This is a genomic window from Pseudoxanthomonas sp. CF125 (genome assembly GCF_900104085.1).
In the GTDB taxonomy this organism is placed as follows: Bacteria; Pseudomonadota; Gammaproteobacteria; order Xanthomonadales; family Xanthomonadaceae; genus Pseudoxanthomonas_A.
This window is the reverse complement of the sequence record NZ_FNLD01000002.1, coordinates 238,189-257,016: the sequence shown is the minus strand read 5'-3', so window position 1 is coordinate 257,016 and position 18,828 is coordinate 238,189. Positions and strand designations below refer to the sequence as shown.

Below are 18,828 nucleotides of genomic sequence, written 5' to 3'. Positions count from 1 at the left end.
GTGGTGTGCGGGTATGGAAGACCTGCGTGGCATCGCCGGACAGGTCAGGTCTGCGGGCTAGAGGTCGATACCGAAGCCGACACCAGCCGAGGTGTCATCGCCACTGAAGGCGCCACCGATGCTGAAAGACGCGCGTTCGCCGATCGGCTTGGCGTAACCCACCGACAGCGCGGCTTCGCCGTTCTGCCAGCCGACACCGGCCGCGACGCGGCCCTTGGCGCTCTTCGTGTTGGCCGCATTGATAGCCATGTTCATCATCGCCGAGCCCATCGCGCCCATCCGGTCGATGCGCTTGTCCTGCGTGGCGAGCTTGTTCCCCACATCGTTGGACAATTGGTCGAAGCGGTCGTCCAACGCTGAGAACTTCTGATCGGTATAACTGTTGGCCGAAGTGAGCGTCCTGGTCGCGGTGGTGTCGGTGTAGGCGTTGGCCGTGGCCACCGACTGCGCGTCGCCAGCTTGCATCTGGCCGACATTAGCCGCATCGGTCGTCGCGGTGCCGGCGGCGACGTTGGTGACCTGGCGTTCGTTGCCGGCACTGCCAACCGAGACGGTATTGACGCGATCAGCCACCGAACCCTGTCCCAGGGCCACGGCGCCTTCGGCTGTGACCGAAGCGCCCTGCCCGACTGCCGTGCCGGAGGCCGCACTGACCGCAGCGCTTTCGCCTACGGCCACCGCGTCGGTGGCCTCGGCACTGATGCTGCTGTTTGCACCCACGGCGGTGCTGCCATCAGCCATCACCCTGGCGTTGCCGCCCAGCGCGGTGTCGTTGGGGCCGGCGGCATAAGCGCCGCCGCCGACGGCCGTGCCGTTCTGGCCTCCGGTGCCAGCGCCGGCGCCGACCGCCACGCCATTCGTGCCATCGGCCACGGTCGAGCCGTTACCGTTGGCACCTCCTACCGACACACCCGCGATGCCGGTTGCAGGCGAGGTTTCCAGCGAGGCCAAGCGATTGGACAAGGCGGTGAAGGCGCCATCCAGCGCAGTCAGCGCGTCACCCACGCTGGTGAAGTTGCTGCCTTGGATGCTGTAGTGGGGCATCACGAAGCCGCCCGCGGCGCTGTAGCCCGCACCGCCGCCGAATGCCGCAGCCATCTCGCCCATTCCATCGACCATCGCGCCACCGGACAGTGTCAGCGTGTCGGCCAACGCGTGCAGCTGCGACAGGTTCACCGCGTCGGTATCTTCGGTGCCGGCGGCCACGTTGGTCAGCTGGCGCTCAGCTCCTGCGGTACCGATGGAAACCGTGTTGTCTCGATCGGCGAAGCTGGCCGCACCCAGCGCCACGCTGTTCAAGCCGGTCACTGCGCTGTTGGTGCCCAACGCCAGGCCGCCATCGCCGAATGCACTAGCGCCGGAGCCCAACGCTGTTGCGCCCACACCGGACGCACTGGCGATGTAACCCACTGCTGTGGCTTCGTTACCATCGGCAAAACTGCTGGCGCCCAGCGCCGTGGCACTGGTGCTGGTCGAGATGGCCTGTGCACCCAGCGCAGTGCTGTAAATCGCGTCGGCATGACTGTCAAAGCCCATGGCCACGCCGTAGTCGGACAGCGCCCACGATCCCGCACCCACAGTGGTACTGCCCAGCCCGTTGGCTTGCGCCGAGATGCCGGCGTTGGTGGCGCCGATGGCCACGCTTTGCTGACCCTGGGCCAACGCTGCCTCACCAACCGCCACGCCGCCGTCACCCGTCGTCTGCGCCCCATAACCCAGCGCCATTCCGAAGGCGCCAGTGACTTCGCTGAAGCCACCCACCGCCACGCCCACGGTGCCGGTTACATAAGCGCCGTACCCGACCCCGGTGCCTTGTTCGGCGGTCACATAAGACGACGCACCCAACGCGGACGCGCCATAGGCCAATGCACCAGCCGAGGCACCCACCGCCAAGCCGCTGCTGGAATCGGTATGCGCTCCCCAACCCAGCGCCGTGGACGTGCTGCCGGTAGCCTGCGCTGCTGCGCCCAGCGATACCGCACCGAATCCGCTGCTGATCGCACCATCGGAATCGCCGAAATCGCTGCCGAAATAGCTGCCACCGATCGCCACAGCCGACTGGCCGGTCGCCTGTGCACCATCGCCCATCGCGATGGCCGTATTGCCAGCGGTGACGTTGTGGCCGATAGCGATGCCGTAGGCATCGGTCACGCTGGAGCGCGAGCCGATCGCAACGCCGTAATTGCCGGTAGCCGTGGCGCTGGGACCAGCCGCCAGGGCGCCGGTGCCGGTCGCGGCGGCATTGTCGCTGCCATCAGCCACACCGTTGACCTCGAAGTAGTTGGTCGCAGCTTCCACCGATTTGGGATGGACGTTGGTATCGGCTTCCGCATCGCTGTCGGCATCCGCCGCTGGCGCAATCGCGTCCTCGGTCGTGACCGCGACTGACCTGGTCGCGATGGAAACCGGCTGCACAGCGCCGATTACCGGCGCGGCGACAGCAGGCAGCGTCAACACAAGCAGCAATGTCGCCGTCAACGGATTGCAAGACAACATAGGCAGGATGCGATAGGGCGACGTGCGCCCACGGTGCGCGGACGGCATGACAGAGCTGGGCATGGTGGTAGGTCCGGAAAGAGGATGGACACACCGGCTTGCCTGCGCGGTGTGTGGTAATCCGGATTTAGGCCCATCTGCCGCATGCACTCAATGCACGCAAACTCATGGCTGGCTCACGCTAGACTCACGGCCATGGAGACACATCGCCGCAGTCGGTACTGGCTCGTGCCATGGCGCCTGCCGCTATGGCGCCGGGTCGTGGCGTGGCTGCGCCGGGTCCCGGCCACCGATGCGATCGACCGCCGTAACGCGCCGGCGCTGCAGGTGTTGCTGCTGTTCCTGGGCACCGAGATTCCGCTCAACAAGGGCTACCACCTGCTCACCGCCACGCGGATCCAGATGAATCCCACGCAGCTGGCGGTCGATATCGGTACCGATGCCGCGATGACGCTGGCAGCATGGCTTGGCGTGTGGATGATCCGGCACGGCCGGGTCAAGACCGCGACGGCGGCCTTCATCGGGGTGACGCTGTGTTCGGGCATCGCGGCCAACATCGCCTTTGGTTACCAGCTACAGGCTTTCGACCCCTACCCGATGATGCTGTTGACCCTAGCCGCGCTGGTGATCGGGCGCTGGGCGCTCTGGTCGGTGTATGCCGGCATCCCGCTGATGTTCTGGCTGGGCATGGAAAGCCCCGGAGGACAGGGTCCGGGCGGCCAGGGCAATCCTTTCCAGAACCTACCATCGCTGGCGCTGAGTTACCTGATGATCACCCTGGTGCTGGACCGCACCGTGGAGGCGCTGCGCGAAGGCCTCTTCAGCGCCCGCCGCTCGGCCGAACGCCTGCGCGCGGAGATACGCGAACGCGAACGCGTGCAGGAACGCCTGCTGCACCTGCAAAAAATGGAATCGGTCGGCCACTTGGCCAGTGGCGTGTCGCACGATTTCAACAACATCCTGGGCGCGATCATCGGCTACACCGCCCAACGCCACCGCCTGCACGAACTGGACTTCGATCCGGTCGCCGACGCCCACGCGATGGGCGATGCGCTGGAAGGTGTCGAGCTGGCAGCCCAGCGCGGCGTGTCCATCAGCCGCAAGCTACTGAGTTTCAGCCGCCGCGAACTGGCGGTGCCGACCGACTTCGACGCAGGCCAGGCGCTGTTCGGCGTTGAACCGATGCTGCGTCAGCTGTTCGGCCCGGGCGTGCAGGTCCACATCACCGTGCCCGAAGTGCCTTGCTTGGTACATCTGGATCCCAGCCAGTTCGATCTGGTGATGCTCAACTTCGCCGCCAATGCACGCGATGCAATGCCCGATGGCGGCACCTACACCTTGGCACTGTCGGTGGAGGCAGGTCAGGCGGTGCTGCGCCTGTCCGATACGGGCATCGGCATGGATGCCGAGGTGATGCTTCAGGTCTTTGAGCCTTTCTTCACGACCAAGCCGGCCGGTCAGGGCACCGGCCTTGGCTTGGCGGTGGCGCAGGAAATGACCGAACAGGCTGCGGGCAGTCTGTGGGTGGACAGCGCACCGGGGCATGGCACACGCTTCACGCTGCGACTGCCGCTGGTGGCCCCAGCGCTCAGCCCTGCGGTATGAACAGGTAACCGGCGCCGCGCACTGCCGTCAGCGGTAACGCCATGCCGGTGCGGTCCTGCACCTTCTGCCGCAGGCGGTGCAGCAGGGCATCCAGGCGATGCGGGTCGATCTCCAACCCCATGTCACCGCCTAGCGTAGTCAGCAACGCGTCGCGCGAAACTAGCTTCCCGCACGTGCGCCACAGGCACATCAGCACGCGGCGCTCGGACTGGGTCAGCGCCACGGCTTTTCCATCCGGTGAGAACAGGCACCAACCATCGTCCTGCAGTTGCCACTCTGCCAGCCCGGCGACCGGCGTCGTGTCAGGACGCGTGAGTCGGCGCGCAACGCTGAACAGCGTCGCGGCCAGCATTTCGATTTCCACCGGTTTGGTCAGGTATGCATCGGCGCCCTGACTCAGGCCGTGCACTTTGTCCGGCGAAGTGTCGCGACCGCTCAGGATCACGATGCCCATGCTCGGCCGGCCGATCTGCAGTTGGTTGGTAAGGGTGAAGCCATCGCCATCGGGCAGGCCGATGTCCAGCACGAGCAGATCGAAGTTGCGCTGCTCCAGCGCGGCATGTAGCTGGGCGGCCGTGCGCATGGGCGCCACGTCGAACCCATGCCGTGTCAGCCCCGGCACCAGCACTCGGTCGCGCAGAATGTCGTCATCTTCCAGCAGCGCCAAGCGCAGCGCTGCGGAGGAGGTCGGGACAGACGGTGGCGTGGCAGGCTGACTCACTGGGGAACGTCTGGACTCGGTGGATGCGCGAACATCTGGTGGAACGTGTCGGAAGAACCAGCCCCAAACCACGAACGGCGCATCCTGCGGGTTACTCGGAGTATCCCGGATGGCCGCGATCCCGGCAATTCCATCAGAGAATAAATCGTCCGCTCTCGGCCAAAAGCGGCATGCGCCCGGATTGATGCCAGGTACTTATCAAGGTCCGAACCATCAGAATGCAACTTGGGCTAAAGAACGGATCGCCTATTTCGCGATGGCCTGAATCGGCGAAGTCGAGATCACGACCGTCTCTTGACCGGTGTAGCGAACCACCTGGTCCGGCGGTCCCGCTGCCAACCCCGCGCCGCTCTGCTCACCGACCCAGACGATGTTGAAAATCCTTTCTCGCGGCATACCTGGGTAGCGCCCCCGTCGGGCCCCGATGGTCAAACTGTGCTGCGCCTCGTCCCAGCGAAGATCGATCGTTGCCCGTCGTCCTTTCTGGTAACCCTGGCCGTCGCCCTCGTCGTCATAGAGGGTGAAGGCGCCGTCCGCGCCGCGATAGACCCGGATCTCCAGGGCAGCGTTGGCGCCCTCCTCCGCATGCGAGACGACCGGTCCCATCGGTACGATCGCGCCCGCTCGGGCGTAGATCGGCAGCAGGTCCAGGGGCGTGGCAACCGTCACCACGGAACCGCCGGCGTAACGATGGCCGGTCCAGAAGTCATACCAGGCCGATTGGCCCGGCAGGTAGACGGTCCTAGTTCCCGCCTTCGCCTGGGTCACCGGGTTGATCAGCAGACTGGGCCCAAACATGTACTGATCCGGGAGGCTGCGAGCCTGCGGATCGGAGGTGAAATCCATCTCCAGCGGCCGCATCATCGTGTAGCCGTTGACGGTGACTTGCCAAGAAGTCGCATAGATGTACGGCAGCAGCCGGTAGCGCAGTTCGACATAGCGCTTGAGGATCTGCTGCGCCTCTTCATCGAATCGCCAGATCTCCTTGGCCGGCCCCGTGCCGTGGACCCGGAACATCGGTGTGAAAGCGCCAAACTGGAACCAGCGCACGAAGAGTTCGCGATAGTTGGCGTCCGTTGGTTCGCCACCGAAGAAGCCGCCGATGTCGGTGTTCCAATAGGGAATGCCGCTGGCGACAAAGTTCAGCCCCGCTGGAATCTGCTTGCGGAACACTTCCCAGTCGCCATGGATGTCGCCCGACCAGACGACCGCTGCGTTGCGCTGCTGGCCCAACCAAGCCGACCGCGTCAGGATGAAAGGTCGCTTGCCGGGTGCGTCTTTCGCTTGCCCTTCGAAAACGCCGGTGGTGTGCATGAGCGGATAGGCGTTGTAGACCTCCGCTCCCGATCCCGCGGACGTCGTCAGAGCGCGCAATTCACCCCAGGCGCCGCCCAGTTCAGCTTCACTGCCGTCGAGCCAGTATCCGTCCCAGCCGATCGGCGTCATGGTCTTGGAGACCTGCGACCAATAGCGGTCGCGATTGGCCTTGTCGAACGGATCGTACCAGCGGCCAAAACCAGCCGGGTAGACATTGCGAAAGGTCGGAACCAGCAGCGCGCCAGCGGCGTCGAGCGCCTTGGCGTTATCGAGATCGACATCGAACCGCGGCCAGACCGAGATGATCGCATGCACGTTCATCGCGCGTAGATCGGCGATCATCGCTTTCGGATCAGGGTAGCGTTCGGAGTCGAATTGATGGGAGCCCCACTGCCCCGACGCCCAGTACTGCCAATCTTGGATCACGCCGTCGAGCGGAATGTTCATCTCACGATAGCGGCGGGCCACACCCACCAGTTCGCCCTGCGAAGCGTAGCGTTCGCGCGATTGCCAGAATCCCCAGGTCCACCGGGCCATCATCGGCGCTGCGCCCGTCAGGCGGCGATAGCCAGCAATCACCGCGTCGGGATCGGTCCCTGCGATGAAATAGTAGTCGATGTCGCGTGCAGTCTCGGATTGGAACACCAATTGGTGCGAGGCTTGCGGCACGCCCACTTCGACGGACGTTACTGCAGGATTGTCCCACATGATTCCGTAGCCTCTGGTCGACCACAGCATCGGCACGGCCACATCGCTGTTGACCTGCTGCAGCAGCAGTCGTCGACCATTCCGGCTGACTGCGCCATCGGAGTGTTGGCCCAGGCCTAGGAACTCCTGCGAACTGGAAATATCGAAGGCCTGCCTCACCGCGAACAGGCCAGGTCCGCGCTCAACGGACGGCGTCAGGCCGTCGTTTCCGGGCTGGAGGATCTCGCCGAGATAGGGTTTACCGGCCGCATCGTTGAAAGAGACCGCGCTGCTTTCTCGCGACACGGCGACCTTGATCGCCGGAGTGGAAAGTTCGACGCTGGTCGGAGTTTCGACGAAGTGTACTGTCTGCTGCGAGGGTCGCGGCATGTTGACCGCCAGGCTCGGCAGATCGGGCGCGTTGCTGCGATAGCGCCGGACACGGACGATGTTATCGGCCCAGACTTGTACATTGACTGCTCCGCTGGCCGTGCGAATGATGAGGCCGTCAGCGCTCTGTTGAACGGACGTTGATGTCGGCGCCTGGGCCCGCGCCGTGACTCCAACCATCGAGCAAAAGGCCATCACGATGCTCATGAGCATGATGCCGCCAAGCAGCCCGGGGCTCGTCCTCTGCGGGCCCGGCGACAGCATGGGTTGAGCGTTTGCGCCGTCGTGGGAGTAGAAGACAAGAACCTTTGGGGTACTTTCGGTCGTCATAATGCTTCCAGCAAGGCCGAACTACTTAATAGTTAATAGTCGGACATGGGTTCGGTTTTGTCACTTATCTGTTGCGCGACTTGGTGTTGTATCGTGGGCCGGAAGTGTCATTCGCCAACGCCGCTCCGGCCAATGGCGGACGTTCAATCTCTAGTCCACATCGGTCCAATTGGTCGCAACGTCGATGACGATCTTGCCGAAAGGTCCGCGATCCAGATGATCAAGGGCATCGTGCAGATCGGTGAAGGTGTAACGCGCTTCGATTTCTGGCCTGATGTCGCTCCGATCAATGGCGCGAGCGAAATCCTCCAGTGCACGTCGATGGCCTACACTGATTCCCTGGACCGTCGGCGACTTAAGCAACAGCGGCCCCGCCGAACAGGAAATGTCGAATCCTTCCAGCACGCCGATCACTGAGATATGCCCGTGGACGGCTACCGCCTGAAGGGCTTTTTCGAGATGCGGTCCTCCGACTAGTTCCAGGATGTGGTCCGCCCCGCGATCGTCCGTCAGCCTCCAAACCGCCTCGACCCAATCCCCGGCGTTGCGATCAATGAGGTGATCCGCACCGAGCACCTTCGCTCTTTCGAGTTTGTCGGCGCTGCCGGAGATAACGATCACTTCCGCCCCCTGGGCCTTAGCGATTTGCAGTCCGAATAGCGCCACGCCACCGGTGCCTTCGATCAACACCGTTTGTCCCACCTGAAGCTTGCCGCGCTCTACAAGTGCGAACCAGGCGGTAAGTCCGGCACAAGGCAGCGTGCTCGCCTGCGCTGCATCAAGCGATGCCGGGCTCAGGACAAACCAGTCTTGTGGGAAGGCGACGTATTCAGCGAGCACGCCCGGATAAGCGCCGCCGAGCGATCGATAGGGCATCGTGCGCGCATCGCCGTTCGGCTTTCCCTCGATCCAGCCAGGCGTGAAAGTAGAGATCACACGATCTCCTGGCTGGAAGCGCTCGACGCCCTCGCCGACCGCGATCACGGTTCCGGCCAGGTCCGACGCGGGTGTAAAGGGAAAGACAAGTTCAAGACCCAGACCAGTTTCTATGACCAGCTTGTCCCGATAGTTGAGCGACACGGCGGCAACCTTGACCAAGATCTCCCCTCGCGCAGGCTGGGGTCGTTCCACGTCGACAAGCGCCAGATGTTCCCGCCCGATCTCGCTCATCTGCCAACGCTTCATGGTCTTCGCCATTGGTTTCTGTACCCCAATCTTCGTACTCATCGATCAATTACGGCCATGTTTCCCTCATCGTGGCGCTCGCCGACGGCGGGTGTGAGATTGTTCAACCGCTCGATCTGTCCGACACTCAATTCGACGCCGTCGGCAGCGGTATTCTCCTCGACGCGGGCAACGCGCTTGGTGCCGGGAATCGGGGCGATGTCATCGCCTTGTGCAAGCAGCCAGGCCAGAGCGATCTGTGCCGGTGTGGAACCCACCTCTGTGGCAACGGCCTTGACCTCGTCGACGATGCGCAAATTGCGCTGGAAGTTATCACCGGTGAAGCGCGGGTTGGTCTTGCGCCAATCGTCGTCTGAAAGATCGTCGGGTGAGCGGATCTCACCGGTCAGAAAACCATGACCGAGCGGCGAGTAGGGAACGAAACCGATGCCCAGCTCGCGCAACAACGGCAACAATTCGGCTTCCGGGTCACGGGTCCAAAGCGAATACTCAGTTTGCAGCGCGGCGACCGGATGCACGGCATGGGCGCGACGGATCGTGGCGGAACCGGCCTCGGACAAGCCGATATAGCGAACCTTGCCCTCGACGACTAATTGGGCCAGCGCGCCCACGGTGTCCTCTATGGGCGTGTTCGGATCGACACGGTGCTGGTAGCACAGGTCGATGTGATCGGTCCCCAGTCGCCTCAGAGAGCCTTCGACGGCGGTCCGGACATTGGTCGGGTGGCTATCGATGACGCGGGGGCCACCGCTGGCGTGCGAGACCAAGCCGAACTTCGTCGCCAGCACGACCTGATCACGACGGCCCTTGAGGGCGCGGCCGACGAGTTCCTCATTGGTGAAGGGGCCATAGATCTCGGCGGTGTCGATATGAGTGACGCCCAGGTCGATGGCGCGATGGATCGTGCGAATGGACTCTTCATCGCTGCCATCACCAATGTTGTAGTAGCCAGACATCGACATGGCGCCGAGTCCTATGCGGGAGACGTCGAGCTCGCCGATAGAGATGTGTTTCATGGTTTAGATCCGTTCTGTGAATAATTGTCGTCGCGTGGGGCATTCGTCGCCATTTGGCCGCAAGGGTTCACGGCACGCAGCAGAAATGGCAAAGAGTCGAACCCTAAATCAGGTTCCGGGTGAAGAATTCTTGGAGCTTTGCAACCGCAGGGGTCACATGCTGCGGCCTGTCGTACATGTCGATGTGAGTCGCGCCCGGAACCAGGAACAGCTCTTTGGGTTCCTTTGCCTTCTTATAGGCATCTTCACTGAAATAAAGGCTGTCTGCGTTGGCTCCTGCGATCATCAACACCGGGCGGGGCGAGATCGTCTCAAGCTGCTCGAATGCGAAGAACGCCATCTGGGCTGGAAGGCCGGAGAAAACTGAGCGACCGGGAGAGTTAGGGTGCTGGCCTCTCGCGGTCCGATAGTATTCGTAGCCTTCCCGATACATGACTGGTGTGCTTGTGGTGAAATTGTCGGTCTCGGGCACTGTTGGTGTCAGGCGGACAGGCTCACCCGCAGCCTCGCGAGTCCTTTGTGCCGACGCGTCCTGCAAGAGCTTCACACGCTCTTCATAGCTCCGGGAATTGGCCAGACCATTGCGTCGCAGATCGCCGATATCGGCAGCACTGACCGTTGCAACAGCCTTGACGCGTAGTTCGGTCTGGGCGGCGTTCAGCGCGTAACCGCCGCCACCGCATATGCCTAGCGAGCCGATACGATTGGGATCCACTTGCGGATGCCTGCTCAGATAGTCGATGGAATCGCTGATGTCGGATACACGCGCGGTAGGAAGCTCCAGCAGATGCGGCTCGCCGCCGCTTTCGCCCTGATAGGAGGCATCGTATGCCAGGGTAATAAAACCCTGCTCGGCTAGCTTCAGTGCATAAAGGCCTGCGGTCTGCTCTTTGACGCCACCAATGGGATGCGTGACGACGATGGCCGCGTATTTTTTTCCTGGGTCGAAATCGGCAGGCTTGAAAAGATTGCCGACTATCTTGGTTTGCGCATCTCTGCTGACATAAGTGACACGCTCTACCAGGATATTTCCTGTATCAGCGCGGCCAATCACGGCCAGGCCTGCGGATGTTCTTGTTTGGGCGGATGCCTGCTTAGGAATCGTCAGCCCAGCGCCCACTATCGCAACGCCGCTCACGGCCACTACGGACGCGCCAAGGAACTTACGTCGCTTCTCATCGATTCTAGTATTGTCCATCTTCGACTCCGTCATTCTTAGGTTTATAGAGAAACTCTCGGCATGCCGATGGCTTGTGCGGTAGGGAAAGCCCCGCAGCTTTTGCAAGCTTCACCGGTCAATGGCAGCCATGCCTGCTTCGCTGTGGCGTTCGCCTGTGGCAGACGTCAGATTGTTCAGCCGATTGATCTGTTCCGCACTCAGCTCGAGTTGGTCGGCAGCGGTGTTTTCCTCGACGCGGGCTACCCGCTTGGTGCCGGGAATCGGAGCAATGTCGTCACCCTGCGCCAACAACCAAGCAAGCGCCACTTGCGCCAACGTCGCGCCTGCCTCGACGGCAACGGCCTTCACCTCCTCCACGATGCGCAAGTTGCGCTGAAAGTTCTCACCGATGAAGCGCGGGTTGGTCTTGCGCCAATCGTCATCGCCGAGCTGTTCGGGTGAACGGATCTCGCCGGTCAGGAAGCCGTGACCGAGTGGCGAATAAGGAACAAAACCGACACCCAGTTCGCGTAACAGTGGGAGCAACTCCGCTTCTGGGTCGCGAGTCCACAGCGAATACTCAGTCTGCAATGCAGTGATCGGATGCACGGCATGGGCCCGGCGGATCGTGCGGGGCGAAGCCTCGGACAGACCGATATGGCGGATTTTTCCCTCGACCACCAGTTTCGCCAGAGCACCGACCGTATCCTCGATGGGCGTATTCGGATCCACCCGGTGCTGGTAGTACAAGTCGATATAGTCTGTGCCCAAGCGCTTGAGGGAGCCCTCAACTGCAACACGGATATTCGTGGGACTGCTATCGATGACGCCAGGGCCACCGCCCGCGTGGGAGATAAAGCCGAACTTCGTCGCCAGCACCACTTGGTCGCGACGACCCTTGACGGCCTGACCGATCAGTTCCTCGTTGATGTAGGGTCCATAGATCTCGGCAGTATCAATATGAGTGACGCCCAGATCCAGCGCACGGTGAATGGCGCGAGTGGATTCCGCATCGTTTGCCGTGCCGATGTCGTAGAAGGCAGACATCGACATGGCGCCGAGTCCTATGCGCGAGACTTGCAGTCCGCCGATGGATATTTTCTTCATGATAGTGTTCCTTGTTGGTGGGTGTAGGAGTAAACCCGTACGCGCTGATGTCAATTAGCTGCGGAAGGCTTACGTCCAGGCTTGTCCGCCTCTGTACAGTTACTTGGTCGGTATGGCGCCGATCTGTTGGAGGACCGCCAGCAAGTCCAGCTGAGCGCGTTCCTCGACGATCTTCCCGTTCTCAAGACGGTAGAAGGCCATGCTTTGCGCGGTGACAGGTTTGCCTGTTCCACCGACTCCGGCGAAGTCGCCTCGATGCGTTCCAGTCATCGTGTAGCGGATGGCAACGGTGTCGCCTTCGGCCACCATCTGATCCACTTTCCAGACCAGATCGGGGAATGCGGCGCGATTGGCGGCGACCAGTCCGAGGTAGGTGTCACGACCCTGCTGCTTCTGTCCGGCGAAGTAGATGGTCACATCGGGGCTGAGAAACTGCTCAGCCAGAGCAGCGTCGCCGGTCGGAAGGAACTCTCCGGTGAAGCGCTGCATCACGCGCTTGTTGGTTTCGGCGACCGTAGAAGCCTGGATTGCTTCCGGAGCGGCAGCTGAGGCCATGGGGCCTGCGGCAGCGGCATGAGTTTCGGGTGGTGCGACAGGCTTGCACGCAGTCGCGCCGAGGGTGACGGTAAGCATGAGGATCGTGCGGGCGACTAGTTTGTTCATGAAGTACTCCTTCTGTTATGTGGGGTCCGTTGAACTGCGCGCGTCAACGCGAGCAGTGCTTTCGGAACGACTATTCAGTCAAGATGGATAAGCGATTGAAAAGCAGGGGCGTTATAGCCCGGAGCCAGTGGACCCGGGTAGACATCGGCGCCGCCCACTGTTTGGTCCCCTTAAATATGGCTTCCGAACCACTCGAGCATCAGCTCCGGGTTTTTTCCGAAGTAGTTGTAGCCTTGGAAGCGTTGGTCTGTCCCTTCAATCCAGAAGAGCTTCTTGTCTCGGCAAGAAAGCGTGTCGTAGATCTCCTGCACGTTGGACGGCTTGGTCAGGAAATCATCACGGACCTGGGCGACCAGCGTGGGAACGGTCACAGCCTTGGCGTATTCCATTGGCCAGACGTCGGCCAGGTGGAAGCCAGTGCGCTTATGAAAGGCGATGTCGAACCGTTCCAGGCCGTTGGCGATCCTTTGCGTTTCCACCGCCTTTTCCACGAACACTGCCGGTGTTACGGGTTGCAGGGCAATCATCGCCTTGATGTGCTTGAATTCTTGCGGATGCTTCTTCATGCCCACGATGGTGGCGTTGGCGCCCAGGCAACGGCTGTACAGCGCCGTCCGCATGTTCTTGGTGTCGGGACGCGATTTCGCGTAACGCAATGATCCGATCACATCGCGATATTCCAGTACGCCGTGACCGTTGACGCCACCGCTTCCCATGCCGCTACGGCCGTGATTGCGGATGTCGTAGGCGATGATGTTGTAGCCGGCGTCGTGCAGAACTTTGTATTCGGGCAGGAAGTTCACCTCGAAACCGCCGAAGTTCTTCCACGGATCTAGGTGGCCCGGATAGCCGTAGCGATTACACGGCATGGGGTGATTGCAGATGATCAACTTGTCCGAATTGGCGGGAATGAACCAACCTTCCACCGTCACGCCGTCCATCGCCGGAAAGAAGATCTCCTCGAACTCCATGTCGTACTCGTTCGGCCATCGCAAGATCGGCGTGCGCGTCGAGTGCGCCATGAGATCGGCCAGGCCGTTGATGAACTCATCGGATTTCGCGTCCACCGCGCTTAGCGCCGGAGCGGTCTGTCCGCCTGTTGCTTTTGCACCTGCTGCTGCAGCCGCAGCGGCGGTTGCGGCTGCCGCGATAGGTACGGCGGCGAGCGCGGCACCGGCTTTGAGAAGCTGGCGGCGGGCCTTCAAGCTGGGGCTTTGGTCCTGAACGAGAGTGTCGCGAGGGTTATCCATGTCGATCTTTCCTTGCTGAGGGGGAATTCGATGAGCTAGTTTCCCCGCCTCATCCCTCAGCCGTTTGCCGGAACCGCTGCGTTGTTTGCCTAAACTGACGATCTGGCGACACAAGGTGCACACCTGCCTTCGGACAGGCGCTAAAGTAGACACAGTCAGGAAATACACAGGAATCGGCCATGTCTAGCTCTATCCCCCTTCCGTCGTCGTCGACCGCGGCGCTGGCCCAGGCCATTGCAGGAGTTGCCCATACCGACGGGGACTATGCGACCGCTATTCCGGCGCTTTCGCTTCATCGCCGTAACGCGCCCACCAAACCCTTGCATTGCATTTACACCCTGGGAATGGGAGTCGTAGCCCAAGGCGCCAAGCAGGTCATGCAGGGTGAAGAAGTGATGGATTACGTCCCTGGACAATCCATGCTGACCACTATCGATCTACCGGTTGTCTCGCATGTCACGCAGGCCAGCGTCCGTGAGCCGTTTCTGGGCTTGATGCTGACGCTCGATAGCCGCCAGATCGTCCAGATGGCCTCCGAGATGGAGCTGTCACATCGTCTGAGGGACTCAGCCTTTCGGTCCATCTCCATCGAAACCCTGGACCAGCCCATCGTCGATGCTTTGATTCGGCTGATCGGATTGCTGCACGAACCGGAGCTGCTTCCCCGCTTAGCGCCGCTGATACAAGAGGAGATCACTACGCGCCTGATGACGGGGCCCCATTCCCCGCACTTGCATCACCTTGCTGCAAACGGCTCACCCAGCCAGCACATCGCCAAAACGGTCGCCTGGTTGAAGAAGAACTTTACCCAGACGCTGCAGATGGACGATCTGGCTGCTCGCGCGCACATGAGCCCCTCCACGTTCCGACAGCATTTCCGCGCCATCACCGGCACCAGCCCACTGCAGTACCAGAAGCAGTTGAGATTGCAGGAGGCGCGGCAATTGATGCTCAACCAGAATATCGACGCGGGTAATGCGGGCAGCCTTGTCGGCTATGAGAGCCCATCGCAATTCAGTCGCGAGTACAGCCGTCTATTCGGCGCACCTCCACAACAAGATGCCAGGCGTCTGCGTCTGAGCTAGTTATTCAACGGGAAGACATCGCGCATTGCCCACGTAAAGCAATGCGCTTCCCGCTTCGAATCGTTACTTCGACTGGTCAACCACTTCCATCTGGGCTGCGTTCATTCGACCGCCATGCACGACCAATCCTGCGAATGCTGTATTTGATCTCATGAAGTTCTGCGGTGGTAAATTGGATACTTACTGCCCCCAGGTTTTCCTAGAGGTGTGCGATCTCACCTTTGCCACCACACATCCAGGCACCAACGTTCCAGGCCGCATGCAGCCCAGGGGGAGTGCGATACCGCGCGTCATCAAGGCCGTCATTCCAAACGGCGTGGTTGGATTAATGAGTGGGTTCATATGCGAGGGTCAACTAAACGGCTGCTAAATGATAGATGCAGTGCTCAGGTCGTAGTGCACAGTGTTATTTCAAAAAATATCCTGGCGCTGAGTATCCCCTCTTGCTAACGGTAACTTTGACGGTAGCTGCAAAAATTCAAACTCAATAATTCTTTGCAAAATATTCACTTAGCCGTGTTTTTTGAGTCCACCCATACCACCATCGAAGAACTCGTTGGATCCGGCATTGAGTCATCTAACCCCGCGTATTTGCGGGGTTTTTTGTGCCCGGAGCGTTGCGATTCCCGGTCCGGGGCTGAGCGCGGCAGCGGCCCAAGCTGCCGTCCATCCGGGCAAGGGCCGGTTCCGCGCCCCTTTCCACGGCGGCCTCGGCGCTTTCGCACCACCGTGCGCGCTGACGGCCGACCCGCCACTTCCTGCCGGCCCAGTACCTCCACCAAACCGACACTTTGGCCGACCAACACAAAGAGGCCGCCCGAACCCAAATCGGACTTCCCATCCTGGACTGAACGAAGGGGCGCTCTTAACCCTAAACGAATGCCGATACGACCGGGTTCCGACGAATCGGCGGACACCATTGCCGCCGACTCCTTCGAACAGCGCAGCGATGAAGAATCCAAGCATGAAAGTTCCAGGCGCAGCCGTTGCCCAGGGCGGCGCCGAAGGCGGCATGCCGGCCACCGCTTATCCGCGTCTTCTCCGCGTTTTCATCGGATCGACCGTTGCCGCAGCCTTATGCGGCCTTGCGGCCCTGGTAGTGGATGGCGGCAAGGGTCTGCACCCTGCCCCGTTTCTCGCGCTGGCCACCTTGTCGGCCATTGCGGCCGCTTCTGCCTTCCTCTCTATGCTGATGTGCCTGCTGGCAGAGACGGCCGTTCTCTGGTGGAAACGCTAGGGCGCCAACCGCTGCGGACGGACCGCGCCGCGCTTGCTTATTGGCGGTTGCGGCATTTCGCGAACAGGTCGTAAGCCGGCTGATATTCGCGCGTACTCACCTGCATCAGCCCCAGGACAGAAGGAAACAGGTTGTCGTGGCTGGCCGGCCCCATCGTTTCGCGCTTCAGGCATGTGGTGTCCAGCCTGGCGTCCTGCACCAACCCCGGCGAGAGCCACATCACCATCGGCACCTTGATCTGCTCCGCCGGGGCGATGGAGTAAGGCACGCCGTGCAGGAACAGACCCTTTTCGCCCAGTGATTCGCCGTGGTCGGACACATAGATCAGGGCGGTGTCGTAGTCGGTTCGCGATTTCAGCATGGCGATGGTTTCGGCCAGGAAGTGATCGGTGTACAGCAATGCGTTGTCGTAGGCGTTGACGATCTCCTGCCGCGCGCACTGGCCCAGTTCGGGATTCTCGCAAGTGGGAGTGAAGCGCTTGTACTCCAGCGGATAGCGTTCGAAGTAACTCGGCCCGTGATTGCCGAGCTGGTGCAACACCACCACCCGGTCGCCTTTGGAAGGGGAGAGCTGCGCTTCCAGCCCTTTGAGGAGAATGCCATCCAGACAACGCTTGCCGTTGCACAGGCCGGGCTCGTTCGAATCCTGCAGGCGCTGGAGAGTCAGCCCATCGCAAACGCCTTTGCAGCCCGACTGGTTGTCGCGCCACAAGGTACCGATGCCCGCGTGATCCAGCACATGCAGCAACGATTGATGGCTACGGATCTTCCGCTCATCGTAGTCGCGCCGCCCGTAGGGGGAGAACATGCAAGGCAGGGACACTTCGGTGCTGCTGCCGCAGGAAGTCACATCACTGAAATTGAGCAGACCCTCGATCCGCGAGAGTTCGGGCGTGGTCTGGCGCGCGTAACCGTTCAATCCCCAGTTCTGCGCACGGGCGGTTTCGCCTACGACCAGCACCAGCAAGCGCGGCTTGCTGCCGGCAGGGCGAGGATCCTGCCTTGCGTCCAATCCCACGGGCAGCAGCGCGCGTTTCGGGCCAGGGGGAGAAGCCTGCATGACGTTGACCAGCGACACGAGGTAGTTGGCCGGCGTCACCAGATAGCGGACTTCCCGATGATTGCGGATCAGCGACGACACTCCCTGCGACGACATCAGCGCACCTGCGGCGCCGGCCAGCAACGCGCCCAGCAGGAAGGCGCTGCGGATCGCCAGCGCACGCGGCCACTTGCGCCTGCGCAGTTGCACTCGCCACAGCAGCGCTACCGGAAACGCAGTCAGGGCCAACGGAACCAGCAGCCACCAGGTCAGCAGCTCGCCGGATTCCTTGCTGTCGGTATGCAGCACGTTGCGCAGCATGTCCGCATCCAGGTACACGCCATAGGCATTCATGTAATGGCTGGCGACCGCAGTCACCAGCAACAATGCCGTGAGCAATGGCTTCGCGGTCCAGCGGTTGACCACCCACCCCAGCAGGAAGGCATGCACGGCGGTCACTATCAGGAACAGGGATAGCGCCAGCCGCCATTGCTGCATCGGGTTGGAGATCGCGCCGTGCCAGAACGCGCTGTTATTGAATAGCGCGAAGAACGCGCTGCACAACAGAATCAATGCCTCGCTGGGCAGCTCGATGCGCTGCTTCCACCATGCCGTTTTCGAACCGGTTTTTTGGCCCAGTCCGTCCGGGGTCAGAGTAACCGCGCTCACGACAAGGCCTGCAATGGCGCGTATACGGGCGGACGCGTCAGCATGAGCCGATGAAGTCCCAGCGCCACGAGCCAGCAGATCATCAGCGCCCAAAGGTCATGGGAAAGGAAATGCGCGCCGCGCAGTTGCTGCGCAATTCCGAACACCAACCCCAAGGCCAGCGCAAACCCCAAACCCCACCAGCGCCAACGCGGCCGCGTACCCAGAAAAAAGAAATACAGCGCCGTCCACGCATAGCCGGCGCTGGCATGGCCAGCGGGAAAGCATTTGGCATGGCCCAGTATGGAAGGCCGATGCATGAAAAGGCCGTAGTAGGTTTTATCTCCGCCATAACGCAGCAGGTCCCAGGGACAATCCATGTTGGTCCAGCGTTTGAGCAGGCCGACCGCGGCAGTGGACAGCAAAGTCGCCGCCAGCAGATAAGCCAATGGCCGTCGCCATTGCCTCATCGGCCGCGCAAAAAGGGAGACGGCCAGCACCAAAGCCAGTGCGAACCACATGTCCTTGCTGGCCTGGCGGCCCGTCGCATGCAGCAGGTCCTGGGTGATGTAGCCGGTCTGCAGCGCCCACGCATGGCCTTCCATCGCGTACACGCGATCGGCGAGCCACAAGTCCCCGTGCAAACCCATCAACAACAAAGACAGGGCAGCGAAAATGGCCAGCGGCATCCACAGGTGCCGCAAGTAGAACCGCGATAACGGGTGCGACCAACGGCGCGTGCGATTGCCGCCCAGCGCGGCGGAACCAATCATCGACAAGAACCGTGGGACAGGCAGAGGAGTAAGAGGTTGCATCCACGCACATGCAGACAAGGTGGCGCGAATGATTGGATCGGCTCTGTCGGAGAGCGGTCGGAGCTAAGTTCGCTGCCC

The 18,828-nt window shown here is 61.6% G+C and carries 14 protein-coding genes; 3 read left to right on the top strand and 11 right to left on the bottom strand.

The window, feature by feature from the left end; genetic code table 11:
- Positions 1–57: 57 nt before the first annotated feature.
- Complete coding sequence (locus BLR66_RS10600; RefSeq protein ID WP_093285623.1) at positions 58–2,559, bottom strand: YadA family autotransporter adhesin; 2,502 nt, start codon at positions 2,557–2,559, stop codon at positions 58–60.
- A 165-nt stretch (positions 2,560–2,724) separates the two neighbouring features.
- Here BLR66_RS10600 and BLR66_RS10595 point away from each other — a divergent pair, with 165 nt between their 5' ends.
- The gene (locus tag BLR66_RS10595) at positions 2,725–4,101 is read left to right on the top strand and encodes a sensor histidine kinase (protein ID WP_255402450.1); all 1,377 of its coding nucleotides are present in this window, start codon (positions 2,725–2,727) and stop codon (positions 4,099–4,101) included.
- Here BLR66_RS10595 and BLR66_RS10590 read toward each other — a convergent pair.
- From BLR66_RS10590 to BLR66_RS10555, 8 genes are all read right to left on the bottom strand, one after another.
- Positions 4,085–4,822, bottom strand: a complete 738-nt coding sequence (locus tag BLR66_RS10590) for a response regulator transcription factor (RefSeq protein ID WP_255402449.1) — start codon at positions 4,820–4,822, stop codon at positions 4,085–4,087. The genes BLR66_RS10595 and BLR66_RS10590 overlap by 17 nt on opposite strands.
- A gap of 246 nt (positions 4,823–5,068) precedes the next feature.
- The gene (locus tag BLR66_RS10585) at positions 5,069–7,546 is read right to left on the bottom strand and encodes a glycoside hydrolase family 31 protein (RefSeq protein WP_218119625.1); all 2,478 of its coding nucleotides are present in this window, start codon (positions 7,544–7,546) and stop codon (positions 5,069–5,071) included.
- 150 nt (positions 7,547–7,696) lie between these two features.
- Positions 7,697–8,731, bottom strand: a complete 1,035-nt coding sequence (locus tag BLR66_RS10580) for a zinc-dependent alcohol dehydrogenase family protein (RefSeq protein WP_255402448.1) — start codon at positions 8,729–8,731, stop codon at positions 7,697–7,699.
- A 38-nt stretch (positions 8,732–8,769) separates the two neighbouring features.
- Positions 8,770–9,747 (bottom strand): aldo/keto reductase, encoded by a 978-nt coding sequence (locus tag BLR66_RS10575; protein ID WP_093285606.1) that lies wholly within the window; start codon positions 9,745–9,747, stop codon positions 8,770–8,772.
- A 103-nt stretch (positions 9,748–9,850) separates the two neighbouring features.
- Entirely contained in the window at positions 9,851–10,945 is a 1,095-nt protein-coding gene (locus tag BLR66_RS10570; RefSeq protein WP_093285601.1) for an alpha/beta hydrolase, read from the bottom strand.
- A gap of 90 nt (positions 10,946–11,035) precedes the next feature.
- Positions 11,036–12,013, bottom strand: coding sequence for an aldo/keto reductase (locus BLR66_RS10565; RefSeq protein WP_093285596.1), 978 nt, complete (start codon positions 12,011–12,013; stop codon positions 11,036–11,038).
- 99 nt (positions 12,014–12,112) lie between these two features.
- Entirely contained in the window at positions 12,113–12,676 is a 564-nt protein-coding gene (locus BLR66_RS10560; protein ID WP_218119624.1) for an ester cyclase, read from the bottom strand.
- 170 nt (positions 12,677–12,846) lie between these two features.
- On the bottom strand, positions 12,847–13,926 hold the full coding sequence (locus BLR66_RS10555; protein WP_093285586.1) for an alpha/beta hydrolase family protein: 1,080 nt from the start codon (positions 13,924–13,926) through the stop codon (positions 12,847–12,849).
- Positions 13,927–14,105: 179 nt separating this feature from the next.
- Here BLR66_RS10555 and BLR66_RS10550 point away from each other — a divergent pair, with 179 nt between their 5' ends.
- On the top strand, positions 14,106–15,011 hold the full coding sequence (locus BLR66_RS10550; protein WP_093285580.1) for an AraC family transcriptional regulator: 906 nt from the start codon (positions 14,106–14,108) through the stop codon (positions 15,009–15,011).
- Positions 15,012–15,975: 964 nt separating this feature from the next.
- Positions 15,976–16,248 (top strand): hypothetical protein, encoded by a 273-nt coding sequence (locus BLR66_RS10545; protein WP_143014615.1) that lies wholly within the window; start codon positions 15,976–15,978, stop codon positions 16,246–16,248.
- Between the two features lie 37 nt (positions 16,249–16,285).
- Here the strand turns inward: BLR66_RS10545 and BLR66_RS10540 are convergent, their stop codons facing one another.
- Together BLR66_RS10540 and BLR66_RS10535 are read right to left on the bottom strand one after the other, a co-directional pair.
- The gene (locus BLR66_RS10540; RefSeq protein WP_255402584.1) at positions 16,286–17,926 is read right to left on the bottom strand and encodes a phosphoethanolamine transferase; all 1,641 of its coding nucleotides are present in this window, start codon (positions 17,924–17,926) and stop codon (positions 16,286–16,288) included.
- A gap of 26 nt (positions 17,927–17,952) precedes the next feature.
- The gene (locus BLR66_RS10535; RefSeq protein WP_093285570.1) at positions 17,953–18,708 is read right to left on the bottom strand and encodes a phosphatase PAP2 family protein; all 756 of its coding nucleotides are present in this window, start codon (positions 18,706–18,708) and stop codon (positions 17,953–17,955) included.
- Positions 18,709–18,828 lie beyond the last annotated feature (120 nt).